We start from the raw sequence: 21775 nt of genomic DNA, 5'->3' as shown, positions 1-21775 counted from the left end.
CTCACATGCGTCCCTCCAACGAGGGAGGATCGGGCTGATGGGTGAGCCACACCCTGCACTCGGGAAGGTGTCGTGAAGAACCGCAACGTCAGCCGGCTTGCCGTCCCCGTCGGGGTCATCGGCATCATCATCATGATGGTCGTACCATTGCCGACCTTCCTGCTGGACCTGCTGCTCGCGCTCAACATCACCGGCGCCCTGCTCATCCTGCTGACCAGCATGTTCGTACAGCGTCCGCTGGATTTTTCGGTCTTTCCCGCGCTGCTGCTGGTGGCCACCCTGTTCCGGCTCGCGCTCAACATCAGCGCCACCCGGCTGGTGCTGCGCGACGGCGACGCCGGCAAGGTGATCCACGCGTTCGGCAGCTTCGTGGTCGGAGGCAACCTGGTCATCGGCCTGGTGATCTTCCTGATCCTGGTGATCGTCCAGATGGTCGTGGTCACCAAGGGTGCCGAGCGGGTCGCCGAGGTCGGCGCCCGGTTCACCCTCGACGCGATGCCCGGCAAGCAGATGGCGATCGACGCCGACCTCAACGCGGGCCTGATCGACGAGGCCGAGGCCAAGAAGCGCCGCGCCGAGGTGGCCGCCGAGGCCGACTTCTACGGCGCCATGGACGGTGGCTCCAAGTTCGTCAAGGGCGACGCGATCGCGGCCGTCATCATCACGCTGATCAACCTGGTCGGCGGCTTCGCGGTCGGCCTCCTGCAGCAGGGCATGTCGGCCACCGACGCGATGAACCAGTACAGCCTGCTCAGCGTCGGCGACGGCCTGGTCTCCCAGGTGCCCGCGCTGCTGCTGTCGGTCGCCACCGGTCTGATCGTGACCCGCTCGGCCACCTCCGGCGACATGGGCTCCACGGTCACCGCCCAGCTCAGCCAGAACAAGCTGGCGCTGCGGATCGGCGGCGGCGCCGCGCTCGCGCTCTGCGTGATCCCGGGCCTGCCCAAGATCCCGTTCCTGCTGGTCGGCGCGACCGTCCTGGTGCTCGCGCAGCGGCTCAAGGACCCGGTGCCGGACGCCGAGACCGCGGTCACCGAGGCGGTCGAGATGCCGGCCCCGGACTCCCCGGAACAGCTCCTCGGCGAGATGCGGGTCGACCCGCTCGAACTCGCCCTCTCCCCGGACCTGGTCGACCTGGTCGACGCCAGCAGCGGGGACCTGCTCGACCGGGTACGCGCCCTGCGCCGCAAGATGGCGATGGAGCTCGGCGTGATCATGCCGCCCGTGCGTACCCGCGACGACCTGGACCTGCCGCTCTCCTCGTACGCGATCCGGATCTCGGGGGTGGACGCCGGCACCGGCGAGGCGCCGCCGGGCACGGTGCTCGCGATCGGCGACGGCCTGCAGGGGCTGCCCGGCCGCGCCGGGATCGAACCGGTCTTCGGCCTGCCCGGCAAGTGGGTGCCGGCCGAACTGCACTACCAGGCCGAGCTCTCCGGGGCGACGGTCGTGGACCGGGCCAGTGTGATCATCACGCACCTGGCCGAGGTGGTCCGCAGCAACGCGAGCCGGCTGCTCGGCCGCGAGGACGTCCGGGCGCTGACCGAGGTGGTCAAGCGCACCCATCCGGTCGTCGTGGAGGAACTGACCCCGTCGCTGCTCAGCCTCGGTCAGATCCAGAAGGTATTGCAGGCCATGCTGGACGAGGGCGTGCCCATTCGCGACCTGGTCCGAATCTTCGAGGCGCTCAGCCTGCGAGCGAAGATCTCCGTCGATCACGACGGCCTGGTCGAGGCGGCCCGTGCCGCGCTCGGCCCGGCCATCGCCGCCCAGTACGCGACCGGCGGCAAGCTCACGGTGATCACCCTCGATCCCATGCTCGAGCAACAACTGCTCGAATCGTTACGGCCGAGCGAGACCGGTGCCTTCATGGCGATCGACGGTTTGCGTGCCGAGGCGATCGTCAGCGAGGCCGCTCGCCTTGCCGAGACGGCGGAGCAACAAGGGCTCTCGCCCGTGCTCGCCTGCTCGCCACAGCTGCGGCTGCCACTGATGCGACTGCTGCGCGCCGGCTCACGCCGGGTGCAGGTGCTGTCGTACGGCGAAATCTCTGGTTCCACAGCACAGATCGAGACGATAGGGGTGGTGAACGGTGCCTACGCGGGTGCTGCTTGAGGGACCGGCCATCGAGCCTTTGCTGGCTCAGGTACGCGATGAGTACGGCTCCGGTGTCCGGATCATCTCCGCCGACAAGGTCCGCAGTGGCGGCGTCGGTGGCTTCTTCGCGAAGCAGCATTACGAGCTCTCCGTGGAGGTTCCGGACCCGAACGAGGACAGGAATGACATGGCGAAACGAACGATGACCGGGGAGAACGGCCATACCCTCGAGCGGCTGCTCGAGCGGGCCGAGACCCAGGATCGGATGGACGAGCCGGCCCGCCCGGCCCGTACGGTCACGCCTGCCACCTTCGGCACGGCGCGGCCCGGCGAAACCACGTTCTCCCGCCCGGCGGCTCCGGCCCGGCCGGCCGCCGCGCCCCGGCCGGCCGAGCCACCGCGCGCGGCCGAGCCCCGGCCGGCGGAGGAGGCGATCCCGGATGTCGACCTCAGCCGGGGCGCCGCGGTCCGCGACACCAGCGCGGCGTTCGCCGAGCTGATGGCGGGCCTGGAGACCAACACCGAGCCCGGCTTCGAACGGAACCCGCCGCGGCCGCCGACCTCGACGCCACTGCGCGGCGAGGACACCCCGACGGTCCGCCCGTTCCGTCCCGCCGCGGCCACCGAAACCCCGGTGAACACGCCGCCGAAGGCGAGCATGCCCAGCCTGGCCGAGCGGATCGGCGGGCTGGCCGGGGACGTCGAGGTCGAGGAGGACGCGCCGATCGCCGTGCCGGAGGCCGAGCGGGCGGCGACCACGCCGGCCCCGGCCGCGCCGGCGGTGAAGCCGATGGCCACCTCGCCGGCGCACGCCGCGCCGGCCCCGGACAACGAGCCGGTGGTCCGCAACCTCATGTCGGTCGGCATGCCGGAGCCGATGGCCCGGCAGATCACCGGCGCGGACACGTACGCGGGCGTGCTCAGCGTGCTCGCGGCCCGCCCGTCGGCGCCCGGCATCCCGGACGGCCCGGGCGAGATCCTGGTGCTGGCCGGGGACCTCAGCCTCGGCGTGACCATCGGCCGGCACCTGCTCGACCAGATCGGCGTGCCGGAGAACCACCTGCTGATCGCGGCCGAGTCGACGGCCGGCACCGGCCTGCACTCGTCCCGGCTGATCTCCACCCGCGAGGGGGCCGAGACCCGGGCGGAGAAGCTGCACAACGCCGACCAGGCGTGGATCGTGGTGATGGACGCGCCGGTCGGCGGCACCGACCCGCTGTGGGTCAACGAGATGTGCGACGCGATCGGGGCCACCGCGGTCTGGGCGATCGTGGACGCCACCCGCAAGACCGCCGACACAGCCCGGCACCTGCGGACCCTCGGCGAGGTCGAGGCGCTCGTGGTGCACAGCGTGGACATCACCGCCGACCCGGCCTCGGTGCTCGGGCTCGACCTGCCGATCTACTCGCTGGACGGCAAGGCGGCCACGCCGCACGTCTGGGCCGCGATGCTCTGCGCCCGGATCGCCACCGACGTGATGCCGGTGTCAGCACCGCCGCGGCGGCCGGCCCGCAGCGTACGACAGTGATCCGGCCGTCGGTCCTGCTCTTCGCGTTCGTGATCAGCGCGCCCGCGCTGTACCGCTACGTGCTCGAACAGCTGGACCTCACCCAGGTGCTGCTCCGGTTCATCATCGCGGTGCCGATCGCGGCGCTGCTGCTGGCCGCGCTGCGGTTCGTGACGGCCGGCTACGGCCGGACCGAGGAGGACGGGCCGGAGGCCACCGCCGTCACGCCCACTCCGGTGGACGTGCACGAGGTGGAGAACCCCGCCTGACAAACGACGGAACGCCGGTGGACATGGGGAAGATGTCCACCGGCGTCCGTGCGTTCGTCAGGCGTGTATGTCCAGCCGGCTGCTGCCCGGCGTGCGGCCGAGCGTGCGGCCGGGCTCGACGGTCGCCGGCGCGGCCGGACCGGTCGGCTCGGCGTCGCGGCGGCCCGAGGAGGCGTACCCGGCCTCGGCGAACTGCTGCCGGGCCCGCTCCTGCTGCGCGCTGCCCTGCCGCAGGTCGAGCGTGCAGTTGGCGAAGCCCGCGTCGGCGAGTTCCTGGCGCAGGTCGCCGAGCGCGTCGCGCAGCGCGTCGGTGCCGGCATCGGTGGTGCCGGTCAGCTGCAGGGTGATGTCCCCGTTGCGCACCTCGGCCACTACCTGCACCGGGCCGAGGTCGACCGGGTGCAGGTGCACGGTCAGCCGGTGCACGCCGTCCGGTTCCAGCCGCAGCGGCGCGATCCGCATCGCCATCTGCGCGGCGGGCGGCGGTGCCGGCGAGGCCATCGTGGCGGCGGGGGCCGGTCCGGCCGCGGGCGTGGCCGGGGCGGTGGGTTGCGGTCCGGTGACTCCGGCCAGACCGGCCTGACCGAGTACGCCGGGGGTCGCCGTCCCGTCGGTCGCGACCCCCGGGGTGGCGGCCGGGGCCGGCGGCAGGCCGGTCGGCGGCGGGGTCGTGGCGTCCGGCGTGGCCGGGTGGGCGGCGGCCGGAGCCGGGGCGGGCTGGTCGGCGGCGCCAGTCGCGGCCGTCGCGGCCGTCGCCACCGGCGCGACCGTCGCCACCGGCGCCTGGCCGGCGTCGGGCGTGGCCGGCTTGGCGTCCGGCGCGGCGGGCGTGGTCTTCGGCTGGGCGGCCGGGTCGGTCGCCGGTGTGGTCTTCGCCGGGCCGGGCGTGGTTGCCGCGGCGGCCGGGGCGGGCTTGGTCACCGGCGTGGTGGCCGGCGGCTGCGCGGGCTTCGCCTCGGTGGCCGGCGCCTCGGTCTTGGCCGCTTCCGCCTTGGCCGCTTCGGCCTTGGTCGCCGCCACCGGCTTGCCGGCAGCGTCGCGGGCGACCGGGCCGGTGGGCGCCGCCGTGGCGGCGACCGCGTTCGCGCCCGGGCCGGCCGGAGTGGCGGTGCTCGGAGCGACCGGCTGGCCCGGCGCTGCCGGCGTACCAGCCGTCCCCGGCGTCGCGGCAGCGGGCGCGGTGACCGCAGGGCCGGCCGCCGGCGCCACTCCGGTGATCGACTTGGCTGCCGCTTTCGGGGTCGCTGTCTTCGACGTCTCCGTCTCCGTCTCCGCCTTCGGCTTCTCGGTCGAGGTCGCAGCCGTGGCGGTGGCAACCGGCAACGCCACCGCGGCGGGCTGCCCGGACTGGCCCGGCGTCGCGGTCTCGCCGCCGGTGATCTTGGTGTCCTTCTTGCCGGCCTTCTTCCCGTCCTTGTCGTCCTTGGTCTTGTCCTTGTCCTTGACCTTGCCCTCGGTCGCGTCGGCCGGGCCGGTGTCGTCCTTGGCCTCGGCCGCCTCGGACCGCTCGCGCGCGGCGTCCTTGGCCCGGTCGGCGCGCACCTCGTCGTCCCCCGCCTGGTCGGCGCCGTCCTGGTCGGCGACCCGGCGGCTGTCGGCGGTCGCGCGGTCGTCGTCCTGGGTCTCGTTGGCTCGCGCCTCATCCGCCCGGGCCTCGTCGGCCCGGTCGTCGGCCGCGGCCCGGTCGGCGTCCCGCTGCATCGCGGTGCGGTCGGCGGCGCGGTGCGCAGCGGCCCGGTCGGCGGCGGCTCGATCCGCCGCGACCTTGCTCGCCACCTTCGCGTCGGCGGCCTTCGCGTCGGTGGCCCGGGCATCCGCGGCCCGGGCGTCGGCGGCCCGGGCGTCGGCGGCCCTGGTCGCGGCGGCCGGGTCGTCGTCGCGTCCGGGACGGCTGAGCTCGGCCGAGAGAGCCGAGCCGAAGTCGTCGCCCCCGTCCCCACGCCGGCCGGTGGTCCGGCGCCCGGTGTCGGTTCCGCTCGCCCGGTCCGGTCCCGTCACGGAACTCGGCATCTTCATGCGGATCTCCTGTCAGTCGTGGAGAACGGAGGTCGGTCGTGTTCAGTCTTGGAGAACGGCGGATCAGCCGCCCAGGGCGGCCAGGGCCCGCTGGACCTTCGGCACATACGCCTGCGTCTCGGCGAACGGCGGGATGCCGCCGTACTTCTTCACGGCGCCGCCGCCCGCGTTGTAGGCGGCCAGCGCCAGCGGCAGCGACTTGAACTCGCGCAGGTTGTGGGCGAGCAGCTTGGCCCCGCCGAGGATCGCCTGCTCGGGGTCGAACGCGTCGTCCACCCCGAGGCCCTTGGCGGTCGACGGCATGAGCTGCATCAGGCCGCGGGCGCCGACGCCGCTGACCGCGTGCGGGTCGTAGCCGGACTCGACCTTGGCGACCGCGGCGAGCAGCTTCGGCGAGACGCCGTACTTGGTGCCGGCCTTCACGAACAGATCGCCGTACGGCACGCCGGCCAGCCCACCGGTGCCCTGAAGCACGGCCGGCCGGACCGCTGCCAGGTTCTGGGCGGCGACCGCGGCGGCGTCGGTCACCACCCGGCGGATCGCGGCCGGCTGCTCGTACACCTTCTGGATCTTGACGTGGTCACCGGTGTGCGGCGCCGCGATCATCTGGTTGTCGCCGAGGTAGATCCCGACGTGGTGGACCGGCGAGCCGAAGGCGAGGATGTCGCCCGGCTTCGCGTCGGCCAGGCTCGCCACCGGCTGACCGGCCTTGGCCTGCTCCCACGAGTTGCGCGGCAGCTGGATGCCGAGGTCGGCGTAGGCGCGCTGGACCAGGGACGAGCAGTCCAGGCCCTTGCCGGGGTCGGTGCTGCCGAAGACGTACGGGATGCCGAGGTACTTCTTGGCGTCCGAGACCACGGCGTCGCCGGTGACGCTGCCGTTCGCACCGGTCGTCGACGACGCGCCGCCGTTCGCGTTGTCGAGCAGCGACGCGAAGTCCGAGTCGCCGCCACCGCCGCCGGACATGGTGACCGTGCCGGGGACGACCGTGCTGCCGTCCGGGTTGATCGCGCCGGGGTTGAACTGGCTCTGGATGTCCTGGATCCGGGAGAGCACTCCGGATACGCCCATCAGAGTCACGCGGGACTCCCTTCGGTGAGGCTGCGGGCCATGTTCCGGGCCTTCGAGGTGATCGTCAGTTCGTCGAGGGCGGCCTGGTCGACCTTGAGGTCATGGGCGCGCACCAGTTCCGCGTGCCGCTCGGCCATCAGCTCGACCGCACGCCGGCGCTTGGCCGCGTCGGCCAGCACGGCGAGCCGCTCGCGCTCGACCTCCTCGGCGTCCGCGACCATGCGCTGCGCGCCGAACAGGCTGGCGGCCAGCGACTGCCGGGCGACCAGCGAGGCGACCATGGCCCGGGCGGTGCCCTCGGTCGGCGCCTCGGCGCCGACCAGGTCCAGGTGGCGGCGCTTGGCCAGGGCCCGGGCCTCGACGACGTCGGCGCGTGCTTGGTTCAGCGTGCCCAGGGCGGCGTCCTCCTGCGCTTTGCGGGCGCGGAGCACGGGGCCGAGTCGGAACAGGCGGTTCAAGGTTTTCTGCCTCCTAGCGCGGGCGGGCGGAGCCTTCCCTCACATGACCGGTTCGGCCCCCGCCCCCGATCGCTGAGTCCGCCGAGACACTGCACCCGACCTGCACCGGAGGAGATGTTCAGGTCGCGTTGGCGATGGCGTGCAGGGCGGCCCAGGCCTGTTCCGGGGTGACCCGCTCGTCGAGGTTCTGGCGGAGGAAGGCGGTGATGTGCGGCCAGATGGCGTTGGCGCGGTCGGCGTCCGGGTTGGTGCCAGGGACGTAGGCGCCGATCTCGACCAGCTCGCGTACCTCGCGATGGGCGGCCATCAGGCGGCGCAGCTCGGTCGCGTCCGCCCGCTGCTGGGGCGTGGTGATCCGGTTGGCCACCCGGGAGATCGAGTCGAGCGCCTGCACGGCCGGGAAGTGGCCGGCGGTGGCCAGCTTCCGGTCCAGCACGATGTGGCCGTCGAGGATCGAGCGGGCCGCGTCGGCGATCGGTTCGTTGTGGTCGTCGCCCTCGACCAGCACGGTGTAGAGGCCGGTGATGCTGCCCCGGGCGCCCGGCCCGGCCCGCTCCAGCAGCGAGGCGAGCATGGCGAAGACCGACGGCGGATACCCGCGGGTGGCCGGCGGCTCGCCGACCGACAGGCCGACCTCACGCTGCGCCATGGCCGCCCGGGTCACGCTGTCCATCAGCAGCAGCACGTCGGCGCCCTCGTCCCGGTAGTACTCGGCGATCCGGGTGGCGACCGCGCCGGCCCGCAGCCGGACCAGCGGCGCCGCGTCCGAGGTGGCGATCACCACCACCGAGCGGGCCAGCCCCTCCGGGCCCAGGTCGTGCTCGATGAACTCGCGCACCTCCCGGCCCCGCTCGCCGACCAGGGCGACCACGTTGACCTCGGCCGAGGTGCCTCGGGTGATCATGCTGAGCAGGCTGGACTTGCCGACGCCGGAGCCGGCGAAGATGCCGATCCGCTGGCCCCGGCCGCACGGCACGAGCGTGTCCAGCACCCGTACGCCCAGCGGCATCGGCGCGTCGACCAGCTGCCGCTCCATCGCCGACGGCGGCGCCGCCTCGATGCCGACCTGCTCGCCGCGCAGCGGCGGCCCGCCGTCCATCGGCCGGCCGAGGCCGTCCAGGATCCGGCCGCGCAGGTCCGGGCCGACCGGCACCCGCAGCGGCCCGCCGGTGCTGGTCACCGGGGTGCCGGCGCCGATGCCGGCGAGCGGGCCGAGCGGCAGGCAGGAGAGCTTCTCCCCGTCGATCGCGGCCACCTCGGCGAACACCGCCTCCGGGCCGTCGCCCATCCGCACCAGCTCGCCGACCCGCGCCTCGAGCCCGCTCACGGTCACCCGCAGGCCCACCGCGCCGGTCACCTTGCCGCGCGCGAGCGGCTGCGCCGCTTTCACCGCCGCTTCCATCCGGTGACGGAACAAATCGGTCATAAGCGTAGTGCCTCCCGGGCGCGGGCCACCGCGGCCGCGATCGTGGCGTCCACCGAGGCCATGCCGCTGTCGACGGTCGCGTCGCCCGGGCGCAGCTCGGCGTTCGGGCGCAGGCTGACGTGGCGTCCCTCGTAGTCGAAGTCGTCGGCGCCGTCCGTGCCGACCAGCGTCTGGTAGTCCTCGAGGCTGAGGCTGACCACCAGCGGGCCGGATTCCGGGGCGGCGGCCATGGCCCGGCGCAACGCGTCCGCGGTACGCCGTTGCGGGTCGTCCAGCGACCGTCCGACGATCGCCTCGGCCAGCTCGAAGGCGTGCGCGAGCAGCACCTCCTGCAGCTCGGTGAAGGTCGGCATGAGCTGGCTCTCGAGCGCGGTGACCGCCCGGCCGAGCGCGTTGACCGCCTGCGCGAGCGCGGCCGCCCGGCGCTGGTCGTGGGCCTGCTCGGCGATCCGGGCCCGGGTGGCGGCCTCCTCGGCGGCCACCGCCGACTCCCGCTGGCCCTGGGCCCAGCCCTCGGCGTACCCGGTCGTGCGGGCCTGCTCCAGGGCCCGCTCGAGGTTCTCCGCGGTCTCCGCCGGCGTCTCCGGACCGAGGTTCTTGGCGAAGTTCGCGGCGGCCGCACTCTCCGCGACCGCGCCCCGGATCACCGGGTTGCGCGGGTCAGGCGATGAGCTCATCGGCCTCGCCGCCGCGCTGGACCTCGATCTGGCCGGAGTCCTCGAGCGAGCGGATCACACTGACGATCTTGGCCTGGGCCTCCTCGACCATCTTGACCTTGACCGGGCCGAGCAGGTCGATCTCCTCGAGCAGGTTCTCCCGGCCGCGCTCGGACAGGTTCCGGGTTACCTTGTCGCGTACCGTCTCCGGCACGCCCTTGAGCGCGGTGGCCAGGTCGGCCGGCTCGACCTGCCGCAGCACCAGCTGCACGGCGCGGTCCTCGAGGTTGACGATGTCCTCGAACATGAACATCCGGCGCCGGATCTCCTCGGCCAGCTCGGGGCTGCGGGCGTCCAGGGCCTCCAGGATGAGCCGCTCGGTGGTCCGGTCGGCGCGGTTGATGATCTCCACGAGCGGTTGCAGGCCGCCGACCGTGGAGAGCTCGTCCGGCTGCAGCACGGTGGAGAGCTTGCGCTGCAGCGCGGCCTCGACCTGGCGGATGATCTCCGGCGAGGTGCGGTCCATCACCGCGATCCGGTGCGCGACCTCGGTCTGCACCTCCAGCGACAGGCCGGCCAGGATCGACGAGGCGAGCGCCGCCGGGATGTGCGCGAGGACCAGCGCGATCGTCTGCGGGTGCTCGTACTGCACGTACGAGAGCAGCTGCCGGGGGTCGGCGTGGCTGAGGAAGTTGAACGGGATGTCGTTCATCGAGGCTTCGAGGCGGTCCAGGATCAGCGCCGCGCGCTCCTTGCCGAGGGAGGCCTCGAGCAGCTCGCGGGCGTAGTCCATGCCGCCCGACCCGGCGTACCGGGTGGTGGCCATCGCGTAGAACTCGTCGAGCACGTCGTCGACGACGATCGGGTCGAGCTTGCCCAGCCGCGCGATCTCGGCCGAGATCATCTCGACCTCTTTCTCGGACATGTTGGCCAGAACCTGCGCGGACTGTTCCTTGCCGAACTGCACCAGCATGATCGCTGCCTTGCGCACGCCCGTCATCGACAGCGTGGTGAGTTGCGGTGTGGTCAACGCGTACTCCCTCAGCCCCGGCCTGAACCCATCTTAATCCGCATAACGCAGCAAAACGGGCGGCCGCCAAAAGCCGGCCGCCCGTCCGGGCTCAGTGCGTGGCGTCGGCGGCCAGCCAGCCGCGCAGCAGCACCGCCATTTCGTCAGGCTGATCCTTGACCATCTGCTCGATCTCGCGGACGCGCTCCTCGCGCGCCTCCCCGTCCGAGTACGTGTCCGGCGCGGCCTCGAGCATCTGGGCCGGGATGGCCTCGTTCAGCTCGATCAGGCGCTGCTGCTCCAGGGCCGCCTGCATGTCCTCGAGGTGCTTGCGCTCCTCCGGGGTCAGCCCCTTGCGCTTCTTCGACCGGCGGCTGGCCCGCCAGGCGAGGAAGATCAGCGCCAGCACCACGGCGCCGAGCGCGCCCGTCTTGATCAGCGACATCTGCTTGGCCGACTGGTCGGCCGCCGCGGCCGCGTTCAGGGCCTGCTGGGCCGCCTTCGCCGCGCTGGTGTCGAACGGCATGGCGCTGACCGCGATGGTGTCGCCGCGGGTGGCGTCGATGCCGGCCGCCGCGCTGACCAGCTGCTGCACCTGGGCCGGGTCGATGGTGCCGGCCGTGGTGCTGTCCAGCAGGACGGCGACGTTCATCTTCTTGATGCTGCCCGGCGCGCTCCTGCGGACCTCCTGGGTCTCGTTGATCGCGTTGTTCTTGGTCGACTGGCTGTTCTCGTACTGACCGGTGCCGGTGGTGCCGGTGGTGCAGCCGGGACCGGAGATGTTGTCCGGGCCGAGCACGCCGCCGGCACAGTTGCCGGCCCCGTTGTACGCCTCCCGGCTGTTGCTCTCAGAGAGCGCCGGCAGCGACGGGTCGGCGTTGTAGGTCTTGGTGGTGGTCTGGGTCTGGTCGTAGTCCATGTCGGCGTTCACGGTGACCACCGCATGTCCCGGGCCGACCACGCTGTCCAGCATGTTCTGCAGGGAGGTGTTCATCCGGTTCTGGAACGCGAGAGTCTGCGCCTCATTGCTGTTGTCCCCGCCGGTGCCGACCGCCTCGCCGCCGCCGGTGGACAGGATCTTGCCGTCCGCGCCGGCCACGGTGACCTCGGTCGGGTCGAGCCCCTCGACGCTCGAGGCGACCAGGTGCACGATGGCCTGCACCTGCTGGCCGCTGAGCGGCTGGGTCTCCTTGGAGGCGACCAGCACCGACGCGGTCGGCTTGTCCTGGTCGTCGGCGAAGACGTCCTTCTGCGGGATGACGAGGTGCACGGTGGCCGCCTCGACGCCGTCGATCGACTTGATGGTGTTGGAGAGCTCGCCTTCCAGAGCCCGCTGGTAATTCGTGTGCTGCATGAAGTCGCTGGTGGTGATGCCCTGCTGGTCGAGCAGCGCGTACCCGGTGCCGGCGTCGCCGGGCAGGCCCTGGCCGCTCAGCGACAGTCGCAGGTTGTTGACCTGATCCTGCGGGACCAGGATGGTCTGCCCGTCGTTGGCCAGCTCGTACTTGGTGCCGGACTTCTGCAGCGAGTCGACGATCGCGCTGGCGTCCTTGGTCGACAGGTTGTTGAACAGGATCGAGTACGTCGGCTGCGACGCCCAGGTGGCGAAGAAGTAGGCGCCGATGACGAGAGCGATCACCGCCGCGAACGTGACGGCCTTCTGGCCCGGCGTGAAGGACCGGAAGGTGTCCGTGATGCGGCGGACCGGAGCGGGAAGGCGGTCGGTCATGTCAGGCCTGCATCCTCATGATCTCCTGGAAGGCTTCCACGGCCTTGTTGCGGATGGCGAGCGTGAGCTCCATGCCCAGGGACGCCTCGGTGGCGGCCATCGTGTACTGCGCCGGGTCCTGCAGGGTCCCGTCGGCGACCTGGACCGCGAGGTTGTCGGCCTTGGACTGGGACGCCTGCACGCTCTCCAGGCCCTTGCTGAGCATGTTGCCGAAATCGGCGTTCGGGCCCTGCGTGGCGTCGGTGCCTTGCGGAGCGTCGACGCCCTGGACCGCGTCGATACCGCCGACGCCCGAGAGCCCGCTGATGGCGCTGATGGGAGAGGTCATCTACTCACTTCCCCAGGTTGATCGCGGCGGTGTACGAGTCCTTGGCGCGGTCGACGACCGCGAGGTTTGCCTGGTAGGCGCGCTGGGCCATCATCATCTGGGACATCTGGCCGCCGAGGTCGATGTCCGGCCGGCGTACGTACCCCTTGCTGTCGGCCAGCGGGTTGTCCGGGTCGTAGGTGAGGATGCCCTGGGCGCTGCCGAAGGCGACCCCGCCGACCTCTGCTCCCTTGCCGTCCGCCGCCTCCTGGGCGACCACGTACCGCGCCTGGAAGGCCTTCTGGTTGGTACGGCTGACGTTGTCGATGTTGGCGATGTTGTCGGACACCGCGTCGAGCCACTTGCGGTAGACGGTGACGCCGGTGCTCGCGACCCCGATCGCGTTGAACGTGCTCATCTATCAGGCTCCCTTGATCGCGTCGCGCAGCAGGCCGTACTTGCTGTCCAGGGCACGCATGGTGAGCTGGTAGCGCATCGTGGTGTCGATGTGCGACAACGTCTCCTCGTCGAGGTTCACGTTGCTGCCGTTGAGCCGGGTGGGCTCGAGGGAGGTCTGCGTGCTCGGCGTGACCGAGTCCGGCGAGTCGCCGTGCGCGATCGCACCGCTCAGGGCCTGCTCGAATTCCACCTTACGGGCCCGGTAGCCGGGGGTTTCGATGTTGGCGATGTTGTTGGCGATGGCGCTCTGCCGGGCGGCTAGACCCGCGGCGGCGACGCGCAGGGAGGAGGACGAAATATCGTCGAACACAGCAGCTCCTTGGGTTCGTCAAGGGGCGCCGATCCGTGGCTTTTCCGCTGAGCAATCCGTGCTCGTACCATGCAGTTCGGCCCGAGCCGCGATCCGCTGAGCGCGTATCGGTTGCCGCGAGGTTGCACACAAAAAGGTCCCGGGGGCCCGGGACCTTCTCGTGAGCTACATGGCGCGGTCGACGTAGACCGGCCGCTTGACCGCCTCCCCGGTCTCGATCCGCGCGGTCACCGCCAGCTGCTTGCGGTTGGCGGTGAGCCGGCGGGCGATCTCCTCGGCGGCCCGCAGCTGGCGGGTGAGGATCTCGTCGGCCCGCGGCCTCAGCTCCAGCGGCAGGGCGCCGAGCTCGGTGGGCGGGCGCCAGAGGTCGGCCGGTGGCGTCTCGGCGTTCCGGTGCTCGTCGGCCAGCATGGCCTCGATCTGGGTGACGTCGAGTTCGAGCTCGTCGAGCGCGGCCGTCCAGGCACCGCGCCAGTCGCCGGTCACCGGCTCAGCCGGCGACCGCCGCGGCGGCCGCCTCTCGCCAGGCGTCGCGCAGTGGCTCCACCAAGGCCCGGCAGGCGGCGACCCGGTCGGCGTCCCGGGCGATGTTCGCGCCGATCAGCTCGGTCAGCATCCAGCCGTACAGGTTGGCCAGGGCCGGCGCGCCCGACCAGGCGTCGACGTCCAGGCTGGTGCGCAGCTCGATGACGATCTCCTGGGCGTGGGTGAGCCGCTCGTGCGACTCCTCCCGCTCGCCGGTGCGCAGCGCCTCCTCCCCCTTCATCAGGTCGAGGACCAGCCGGTCGTAGAGCATCAGCAGGAGCTTGCCGGGCGAGGCGGTGTTGATCGAATCCTGGAGGTAGCGGTCGCGCAGGTGCGGGGCGGTCATCGGACTCCTCGGGTCGTTTGTCCTGGGGCGTCAGGGGCCGGGATGGGCGTACGGGTCAGTGGAGGCCGGCAAGCTGGCCGGAGAGCCAGCTGGACTGGTCCTTGAGCTTGCCGAGCGAGACCTCGAGGTCGGCGTACTGCTTCTGCAGCGCCTCCCGCTTGGCCGCGAGGCGGACGTCCCAGTCACTGATCTGGTCGTTGAGGCCGCTGATCTCGTTGTTGCGTCCGGTGATGATCGAGGTGAGGCTGGTCGCCATCGAGTCACCCATGGACTCGACCTGGTCGCCGAACGCGATGCCGGCCTGCTGGATCGAGGTCGGGTTGCTGGCGTACGCGTCGTTGAACTTGGCCCGGTCGAAGGTCAGCTGCCCGGTGCTGTCCAGCTGGATGCCGATCTGCGACAGCGAGCCGAACTTGATCTTGGGTAGCGGGTTGTCCGTGGTCGAGGCCGGGTCGTCGTAGGACAGACCCATGCTGATCGAGCTCAGGATCTTCTGCGACATCTCGCGTACCGAAAAGTCGCCGGTGAGCGGCTGACCGGTCTTGGTGGAGGGGTCGTACGCGGTCTGCTTGCCGATCTCCTGCAGCGCCGCGTTGGCCGCGTCCACCATCGCCTGGAACTGGTCGGCGATCGAGCTGGTGTCGTTGGCGACGTCGACCGTGACGGCGTCCTCCTGCTTGGAGACGGTCAGGGTCACGCCGGCCATCAGGTTGGAGAAGGTGTTGCTGCTGCTGCTGACCGTGTACGTGTTGCCACCGCCGCCGTTGACCTTCAGCTGCGCGTCCTTGGCGCTGGTGGTGGCCGGCGAGTCCCCGCTCAGGCCGGACCCGTCCAGGCCGCCGATCTGGAAGCCGTTGGCCGCGCCGGTCTTGGCGCTGGTCATCTGCAGGACGCCCGCGTTGGGCCCGGTCGTCAGGACGTACGCGGTGACGCCGCAGTTGGCCGCGTTGATCGCCTTTGCGATGCCGCCCGCCGACTTGTCGGCGCTGATGTCGATGGACTTGGCGTCGGCGGAGCCGGTGAACACGCCGTTCTCGTCATACGAGCCGGTGGTGACCGTGATCGTGTCGGGGACCGACAGCGCGGTCGTGCTGTCGTTCTTGCCGTCCCCGTTGGTGTCGACCGGCGTGGTGTCCACCGCCATCGTCGTGTACTGCTTGCTGGCCAGCGAGGTCACATCGAAGGTGAGGCTGCCGGTGGCGGCGTTGATGTTGGTGGAGGTGCTCACCGAGACCGTCGACGAGCTCGACGTCGCCTTGATCGCCCGCCACGTGCTGAGCTGACTGAGCGTGTCGCCGGCGCTCTTCAGCGAGGCCACCTTCGAGTTGACCGACTGGTAGGAGGTCACGGCGGTCTGCGCCGTGTTCACCTTGTTCTTGAGTGCGTCCTGCGGCTGGGCCTCGATCGACATCAGCTGACTGATCATGGAGGAGGTTTGAAGGCCGCTGACGAGTCCGTCAACTGAGCTGGTCACCTTGGCCTGCCTTTCGTAGCAAAAGAAAGCGGGGTAGCCGGCGCCGTCTGCCAGCTACCCCCACCTATTCGGCCGTGAGCGTTGCGTATTCAGTTCGTACCGGTGGTAGCTCGGTTAGCGGAGCAGCGAGAGCACGTTCTGCGCCGACTGGTTCGCCTGCGACAGCATCGAGGTACCGGCCTGGGTCAGGATCTGCGCCCGGGTGTAGGACACCATCTCCTGCGCCATGTCGGTGTCCCGGATGCGCGACTCCGACGCGGACAGGTTCTCCACCGCCACGTTGAGGTTGTTGATGGTGTGGTCGAACCGGTTCTGGTACGCACCGAGCGCGGCCCGCGAGTCGGAGACCGACGTGATCGCCTTGTCGATGGCCGTGATCGCGCTGTCCGGGTCCGAGGTCAGGTCCAGCGACGCGGTGCCCAGGCTCTCCGAGTTCACCGCCCCGATCTGGATGTTGATCTTCTGGTTGGCGTTCGAGCCGACCTGGAACGAGCCGTTGTTGCCGCCGGTGGACGAGAGGTCGGTGGTGGCAATGGTGCCGGCCGCGCCCACGTTGATGCCCAGGCCGCCGGTGTTCAGGTTGGCGCCTACCGCGACCGCCGACGCGGTGGTCAGGACGCTGTCGGTGTCGGTGATGGCGAAGTCGCCGGCGCCGCTCATCGAGAACGTGGTGTTCTTCTGGCTGTCGACCTTGGCCGACATGGTGACCTCGTTGCCCTGGTAGCCGTTCTGCTTGAGCGTGGTCGAGATCGCCGAGTTGACCGCCTTCGCCAGATCCTGTGGCGATGCGTCGGTGGCCACCGCGCCCACCGTCACGGTGAGACCGCCGGCGGGCATCGCCGTGCCGTCCGGCAGTTTGGTCGAGCCGGCGACCTCGGTCAGCTTGAAGGTCCAGCTGCCGGAGCCGGCGGTGGTCGCCTTGTCCGGGAGCTGAGGGACGGCGCCGGGCGGCGTCGCGGTGGGGTCGGTCGCCGCGATCGCGGTGGCCGCGGTCGTCTTGGTCGAGCCGAAGGTGCCGTCGAGCAGCTTCTGCTTGCCGAAGGCGGTGGTGCTGCCGATCCGGTCGAGTTCCGCGTTGAGCTGCGTCATTTCCTTGTTCGCCGCGGCCGCCGCGTCCGAGTCGGTGGCGCCGGCGTTGGAGGCCTGCACCGACAGGTCGCGCATGCGCTGCAGGATCGAGGTGACCTCGTTGAGCGAACCCTCAGCGGTCTGCGCGACGCTGACGCCGTCCTGGGTGTTGCGCACGGCGACCTTCAGGCCGCCGATCTGCGCACGCAGGCCCTCGGAGATCGAGAGGCCGGCCGCGTCGTCGGCCGCCCGGTTGATGCGGAAACCGCTGGACAGCTTCTCCAGCGACTTCGACATCTGGCTGTCGGTGATCGACAGGTTCCGGTAGGCGTTCTGCGCGGCGATGTTCTGGTTGATGCGGAGACCCATGTGGTTTTCCTCCTTGAGGGGTCATTCCGGCCCATCCGTGAGCCGAGGCGATGCGCCGGCTCCGATCGGCGTTACGCCGCCGGTCATGAGCAGTCTCCGAGATTTCTTCGCCCTTTTCCGGCGAACCGGAAGAAAGCCCGGGAACGTCCGATCGGGGGAAAATCCTCAGCGGAGCGGCGGACGTGCCGACCTGTCCGAATGAGCGGGCATGTCGAGGGGGCACGCCCGAGGGTGTAGCGAGACGGAGGACCAGGGTGAGTCTGACCGACCTGGCCAGCGTCCTGTGGCGATCACGTGAGCTGCTGGAGATGCTGCTGTTCAAGCTTGAGGAGGAGCAGCTGCTCCTCGCGTCCAATCGCTCCCGCTGGCTCAGTCACGCCACCCGCGAGGTCGAGGTGGTCCTCGACCAGATCCGGCAGACCGAGGTCATCCGGGCCGCGTACTCGCAGGACGTCGCCGTCGAGCTCGGGCTCAACCCGGAGGCGTCGCTCGGCGAGCTGGCCGACGCCGCGCCGCCACCCTGGGCCGACCTGCTGCACCAGCACCGCAAGGCGTTCCTGATGCTGACCTCCGAGATCAGCGCGCTCGCCGACGTGAACCGGGATCTGCTCACCGCCGGTCAGCGCGCAGCCCGCGAAACCATGCTCGCGTTCGCCGAAACTGTGGAAACGTACGGACCGCAAGGCCAGACCGTTTCCGGCGGCGTGCGCCGCTCCAGCCTGGTGGATGAGGCGATCTGATGGCGAGCACATTCGGCAGCATCAACACGGCGCTCACCTCGCTCTACGCGCAGCGCCGCGGCCTGGACGTCACCGGGCAGAACATCGCGAACGTGAACACCGAGGGCTACACCCGGCAGCGGGTCCGGATGCAGGCGCAGACCGGCAGCCTGAATCCCGGGGTGTACGCCACCACCGATCAGGTCGGCACCGGGGTCACGGTTGCTGAGGTGGAACGCGGACGAAATGTCTACCTCGAGGAGCGCGGCCGCACCGAGCACGGCAACTCGGCCTATCTGGCCAGCCAGAAAGGTGCGTACGACCAGATCGAGAGCGTCCTGGCCGAACCGAGCGACACGGCGCTGCAGGCGCGGCTGCACGACATGTGGGACTCCTGGAACGACGTGGCGAACAACTGGCAGGACCCGTCCACCCGGACCGCGATGCTCGAGCGCAGCAACACCGTGGCGACCACGCTGAACGACACGCACACCGCGCTGGCCAACCAGTTCGCCTCGCAGAACGCCGAGATGGACGCGTACGTGAAACAGGTCAACGCCCTCGGCAGCTCGATCGCCGACGCGAACCACCAGATCGTCATCGCGCAACAGGCCGGCCTGCCCGCCAACGAGCTGCAGGACGAGCGGGACCGCAAGGTGATGCAGCTGTCCGAGCTGGCCGGGGCGAGCGCGCAGGCCACGCCGGACGGCGCGGTCAACGTCTACATCGGAAACACCGCGCTGGTCGAGGGCTTCAACGCACGGTCGATGACGCTGACCGGCCCGACCACGCTCGACGGCATCACCGCGACCGACAAGGTCGCGCTGCAGTGGAACGACTCCAAGACGAACGCCAGCCCCGGCGGCACGATGGGCGCCATGCTCGACACGATGAACACCATCATCCCGGGCATCGTCGGCGACCTGGACGGGGTGGCGAACGCGATCGCCACCACGGTGAACACGGCTCAGGCCAGCGGGTACACGATCGACGGCACCCCGGGCGCCCCCCTCTTCACCGGAACCACGGCCGGCACGATCAAGGTGACGACCACCGACCCGAAGGACGTCGCGTTCTCCAAGGGCAACCCGACGGATCCGAACACTCCCGCCCTCGACCACAACGTCGCCGACCAGCTCTCCGACATCAGCAACTCGACGGACAGCCCGGACGCGACCTATCAGGCCATGATCGGCCGGCTGGGCGTCTCGGCCCAGGCGGTGAGCCGGCGCAGCGAGATCCAGGACGCGGTACGCGACCAGGTGGACACCTCTCGCAACGCCGAGTCCGGGGTCAACCTCGACGAGGAAATGACCAACATGCTGACCTACCAGCGCGGTTACGAGGCGGCGTCGCGGGTGCTCACCACGATCGACTCGATGCTCGACCAGCTGGTCAACCGGACGGGCCTGGTCGGCCGCTAACGGGGGACTGAACCATGACGATTCCCAGCCGGGTCACCGAGACCAACATGGTCGGCCAGGCGCTCGGCGACCTGCAACGCTCCCTCCAGCGTGGACAGAAGCTGCAGTCGCAGATCTCCAGCGGCAAGCTGCTGAGTCGGCCCTCCGACTCGCCCACCGGGACGGTCACCTCGCTGCAGTTGCGGGGCGAGGTACGCGCCACCCAGCAGCACGGGCGCAACGCCGAGGACGGCCTCGGCTGGCTCGGCACCATTCAGGACACTCTCGGCGACGCGTCCAGTTCGATCATCCGGGTACGCGACCTGACCCTGCAGGCGTTGAGCACGAGCAACACCGACCAGTCCCGGCAGGCCCTGGCCGTGGAGATCGACAACATCCGGGACACGCTGGTGACCCAGGCCAACGTCAAGTACATGAATCGGCCCGTCTTCGGCGGCACCACACCGGGTTCGGTGGCGTACGCCGACGACCCGGCCAACCCGGGGCAGGTGAAATACGTCGGCAACACGGACCCGACGACGCGGACGGTGGGCCCGAACGCCAAGGTGCGGATCGAGACCAACGGCCCGGAGGCGTTCGGCCAGCCGGGCAGCAGCACCGAGTTGTTCACCGTGCTGAAGAACCTGTCCGACAGCATTCGCAGCGGCGACGAAGACGCCGTCAACACCGGTCTGCAAAATCTCGATACCGCCCATGAAACTCTGAAATCCGCCCTTTCGGACGTAGGCGCCCGATATAATCGGGTTGAGCAGATGAAGCAGTCCTCCGACGACCATCTGCTGTCCGTGAAGTCGCAGCTGTCCGACATCGAGGATGTCGACCTGCCGAAGGCGATCATGGACTTGCAGATCCAGCAGACCTCGTACCAGGCCGCCCTGGCCGCCACGGCCAAGGTGATCCAGCCCTCGCTCATCGATTTCCTGAGGTGACCATGAGTACTCGCACCGCGTCCCGACCGATTGAGACCACGATGATCGACCCGTCGCTGGGCCTGCCGACCATCACCATGGCGGTACCCATGCCCGGCTTCCCGGCACACCGGGAGTTCGTCCTGGTGCGGCTCAACGACGACGGACTGCTCTACGCCTTCACGTCCATCCAGGACCCGGAGCTGCGCTTCCTGGTGGCCCCGCCGGAGCCGTTCTTCCCGGACTACGCGCCGGAGATCGAGAACGAGGTGTTCGCGTCCCTGAACACCCGGGACACCGACCGGCTGCTGCTGCTGACGGTGATCACCGCCGGCGTCGACGAGACCACCGCCAACCTGCTGGCTCCGATCGTGGTCGACCGGGATTCCATGCGGGCCATGCAGGTGGTGCTGAGCGGCTCCGGGTACCCGGTCCGCGCGATCATGCATCGGGCGTACTGACGTCCACGCCCGATCCACGGATGGAGGAGGGCACCGGACGATGCTTGTGCTGACCCGGCGGGCGGGGGAGAGCGTGATGATCGGCAACGATGTGATCATCACGGTGCTCGAGGCGCGTGGTGACGTCATCCGGCTGGGTATCCAGGCGCCGCGCGACGTGCAGGTCCATCGCGAGGAGGTGTTCCGCGAGTTGCAGGCGGCCAACCGGGAGGCGGCCTCGCCCACCGAGGATGCGGTCCGGGCGGTGACGGAGATGCTGCAGACGCCGGAGGAGTGACTCGCTTCTCCGGCGTTCCGCGTTCCGGCAGGGAAACCGGACTGCACCGGCGACAGACCGGGCCTGTCAACGAACGACCCGCACTCTTGGTCAGGACGGGAAGAGCCCGTCGCCATGAGTCCGGGGAGCTATCAGTGGTCGCAGAGCGGGAATCGGTGATCGATGCGCTGGACCTGACGATCGACGCGCATGTGCACACCGGCTTCGCCGCCGGCCGGGACAGCGTCGGCGTCGTCGTCTCCGCAGCCGACCAGGCCGGGCTCACCGCGCTCACCTTCGCCGACCAGGTCGGCCCGGAGACAACCTGGCTTTCCGCGTACGCCGATGCGGTCCGCCGCGCCCGGCAGCGCACCGAGCTGACCCTGCGGGTGGCCGCCGAGGTCGAGGTCGTGCAGCCGGACGGCTGGCTGGCCTGGCCGGCCGACCTGAGCCACCTCGAGGCGGTGTCGGTGGCGGTCTCCCGGCTGCCGCTGGCCGGCGGCCTCTACGGTCCTCGAGAAGTGCGCGCCATGCTGGCCACCGGCCAGCTCACCGCCGGGCAGGTCGCCGAGGGTCTGGTCGGCGCCACCGTGCGGGGCCTCGAGCGCGCCTCCCGCTACGCGCCCACCCAGCTCGCCCGCCCGCTCAGCCTGCTCGCCCAGGTCGGCCTGGACGACGCCGTACTCACCGCCGACCTGGTCGGCGCGCTCGCCGCCGCCTGCCGCGAGACCGGCACCCTGGTCGAGGTCAGCGAGGCCTGGCGCTGCCCGTCGGCCCGGCTCGTGACGTTGCTGCGTGCCGCTCGGGTGACGCTGATGCCCGCGAGTGACGCCCGGTACGCCGCCGAGGTCGGTCACTGGCAGTACGTCCGCCGGGTCTGACCGGAAACCGAACACGATCAACAGCGCTCT

The 21775-nt window shown here is 70.6% G+C and carries 23 protein-coding genes; 9 read left to right on the top strand and 14 right to left on the bottom strand.

Annotated features, from left to right (window positions below; all coding sequences use genetic code 11):
• Nucleotides 1–72 precede the first annotated feature (72 nt).
• The 3 genes from IH26_RS0137730 to IH26_RS0137720 are packed head-to-tail and all read left to right on the top strand — an operon-like array spanning nt 73 to nt 3873.
• The gene (locus IH26_RS0137730) at nt 73–2115 is read left to right on the top strand and encodes a flagellar biosynthesis protein FlhA (protein WP_030441074.1); all 2043 of its coding nucleotides are present in this window, start codon (nt 73–75) and stop codon (nt 2113–2115) included.
• Nucleotides 2105–3625, top strand: a complete 1521-nt coding sequence (locus tag IH26_RS0137725) for a hypothetical protein (RefSeq protein WP_245665860.1) — start codon at nt 2105–2107, stop codon at nt 3623–3625. Before IH26_RS0137730 ends, IH26_RS0137725 begins: the two co-directional genes overlap by 11 nt.
• Nucleotides 3622–3873: a hypothetical protein gene (locus IH26_RS0137720; RefSeq protein WP_030441072.1), complete on the top strand. Its 252-nt coding sequence runs from the start codon at nt 3622–3624 to the stop codon at nt 3871–3873. Before IH26_RS0137725 ends, IH26_RS0137720 begins: the two co-directional genes overlap by 4 nt.
• 57 nt (nt 3874–3930) lie before the next feature.
• Here the strand turns inward: IH26_RS0137720 and IH26_RS56480 are convergent, their stop codons facing one another.
• The 14 genes from IH26_RS56480 to IH26_RS64075 form a co-directional block, all read right to left on the bottom strand.
• On the bottom strand, nt 3931–5889 hold the full coding sequence (locus IH26_RS56480; protein ID WP_051809241.1) for a flagellar hook-length control protein FliK: 1959 nt from the start codon (nt 5887–5889) through the stop codon (nt 3931–3933).
• Nucleotides 5890–5952: 63 nt separating this feature from the next.
• The gene (locus IH26_RS64080; RefSeq protein ID WP_034216780.1) at nt 5953–6960 is read right to left on the bottom strand and encodes a transglycosylase SLT domain-containing protein; all 1008 of its coding nucleotides are present in this window, start codon (nt 6958–6960) and stop codon (nt 5953–5955) included.
• Between the two features lie 5 nt (nt 6961–6965).
• Nucleotides 6966–7418 (bottom strand): flagellar export protein FliJ, encoded by a 453-nt coding sequence (locus IH26_RS0137705; protein ID WP_030441069.1) that lies wholly within the window; start codon nt 7416–7418, stop codon nt 6966–6968.
• Nucleotides 7419–7536: 118 nt separating this feature from the next.
• Nucleotides 7537–8820 (bottom strand): FliI/YscN family ATPase, encoded by a 1284-nt coding sequence (locus IH26_RS0137700; RefSeq protein WP_245665858.1) that lies wholly within the window; start codon nt 8818–8820, stop codon nt 7537–7539.
• A gap of 20 nt (nt 8821–8840) precedes the next feature.
• Nucleotides 8841–9521, bottom strand: a complete 681-nt coding sequence (locus tag IH26_RS0137695) for a FliH/SctL family protein (protein ID WP_281179832.1) — start codon at nt 9519–9521, stop codon at nt 8841–8843.
• Nucleotides 9505–10530 carry a flagellar motor switch protein FliG gene (gene fliG, locus IH26_RS0137690; protein ID WP_034216779.1) on the bottom strand — a complete coding sequence of 342 codons (1026 nt, stop codon included), beginning with the start codon at nt 10528–10530 and terminating at the stop codon, nt 9505–9507. Before fliG ends, IH26_RS0137695 begins: the two co-directional genes overlap by 17 nt.
• A gap of 91 nt (nt 10531–10621) precedes the next feature.
• On the bottom strand, nt 10622–12238 hold the full coding sequence (fliF, locus tag IH26_RS0137685; protein WP_030441065.1) for a flagellar basal-body MS-ring/collar protein FliF: 1617 nt from the start codon (nt 12236–12238) through the stop codon (nt 10622–10624).
• A gap of 1 nt (nt 12239) precedes the next feature.
• Nucleotides 12240–12566, bottom strand: coding sequence for a flagellar hook-basal body complex protein FliE (fliE, locus tag IH26_RS0137680; protein ID WP_030441064.1), 327 nt, complete (start codon nt 12564–12566; stop codon nt 12240–12242).
• A gap of 4 nt (nt 12567–12570) precedes the next feature.
• Complete coding sequence (locus IH26_RS0137675) at nt 12571–12963, bottom strand: flagellar basal body rod protein FlgC (protein ID WP_030441063.1); 393 nt, start codon at nt 12961–12963, stop codon at nt 12571–12573.
• A gap of 3 nt (nt 12964–12966) precedes the next feature.
• Entirely contained in the window at nt 12967–13314 is a 348-nt protein-coding gene (locus IH26_RS0137670; protein WP_030441062.1) for a flagellar basal body rod protein FlgB, read from the bottom strand.
• A gap of 165 nt (nt 13315–13479) precedes the next feature.
• Nucleotides 13480–13800, bottom strand: coding sequence for a hypothetical protein (locus IH26_RS0137665; protein ID WP_030441061.1), 321 nt, complete (start codon nt 13798–13800; stop codon nt 13480–13482).
• A gap of 4 nt (nt 13801–13804) precedes the next feature.
• Entirely contained in the window at nt 13805–14185 is a 381-nt protein-coding gene (gene fliS, locus IH26_RS0137660) for a flagellar export chaperone FliS (protein ID WP_030441060.1), read from the bottom strand.
• A 55-nt stretch (nt 14186–14240) separates the two neighbouring features.
• Nucleotides 14241–15659, bottom strand: a complete 1419-nt coding sequence (fliD, locus tag IH26_RS0137655) for a flagellar filament capping protein FliD (RefSeq protein ID WP_030441059.1) — start codon at nt 15657–15659, stop codon at nt 14241–14243.
• A 114-nt stretch (nt 15660–15773) separates the two neighbouring features.
• On the bottom strand, nt 15774–17096 hold the full coding sequence (locus tag IH26_RS64075) for a flagellin N-terminal helical domain-containing protein (protein WP_030441058.1): 1323 nt from the start codon (nt 17094–17096) through the stop codon (nt 15774–15776).
• A gap of 254 nt (nt 17097–17350) precedes the next feature.
• On the opposite strand from IH26_RS64075, the gene IH26_RS0137645 reads away from it, so the two are divergent.
• The 6 genes from IH26_RS0137645 to IH26_RS0137620 all read left to right on the top strand — a co-directional run bounded on the left by IH26_RS0137645 (nt 17351) and on the right by IH26_RS0137620 (nt 21745).
• On the top strand, nt 17351–17836 hold the full coding sequence (locus IH26_RS0137645) for a flagellar protein FlgN (RefSeq protein ID WP_030441057.1): 486 nt from the start codon (nt 17351–17353) through the stop codon (nt 17834–17836).
• A complete protein-coding gene (gene flgK / locus IH26_RS0137640; RefSeq protein WP_030441056.1) occupies nt 17836–19239 on the top strand; it encodes a flagellar hook-associated protein FlgK in 1404 nt (467 codons plus the stop codon). The genes IH26_RS0137645 and flgK overlap by 1 nt, the downstream gene beginning before the upstream one ends.
• Before the next feature lie 14 nt (nt 19240–19253).
• Nucleotides 19254–20168: a flagellin N-terminal helical domain-containing protein gene (locus IH26_RS0137635; RefSeq protein WP_030441055.1), complete on the top strand. Its 915-nt coding sequence runs from the start codon at nt 19254–19256 to the stop codon at nt 20166–20168.
• A 41-nt stretch (nt 20169–20209) separates the two neighbouring features.
• Nucleotides 20210–20608, top strand: coding sequence for a flagellar assembly protein FliW (gene fliW / locus IH26_RS0137630; protein WP_063763795.1), 399 nt, complete (start codon nt 20210–20212; stop codon nt 20606–20608).
• A gap of 40 nt (nt 20609–20648) precedes the next feature.
• Nucleotides 20649–20885, top strand: a complete 237-nt coding sequence (csrA, locus tag IH26_RS0137625) for a carbon storage regulator CsrA (protein ID WP_020513012.1) — start codon at nt 20649–20651, stop codon at nt 20883–20885.
• A gap of 134 nt (nt 20886–21019) precedes the next feature.
• Nucleotides 21020–21745, top strand: coding sequence for a hydrolase (locus tag IH26_RS0137620; protein WP_030441053.1), 726 nt, complete (start codon nt 21020–21022; stop codon nt 21743–21745).
• The last annotated feature ends 30 nt before the right edge of the window (nt 21746–21775 follow it).

It is taken from the genome of Actinoplanes subtropicus (assembly GCF_000721705.1).
Lineage (GTDB): Bacteria > Actinomycetota > Actinomycetes > Mycobacteriales > Micromonosporaceae > Actinoplanes > Actinoplanes subtropicus.
The sequence above is the reverse complement of the archived record's forward strand: the minus strand, read 5'-3'. Positions and strand labels throughout refer to the sequence as shown.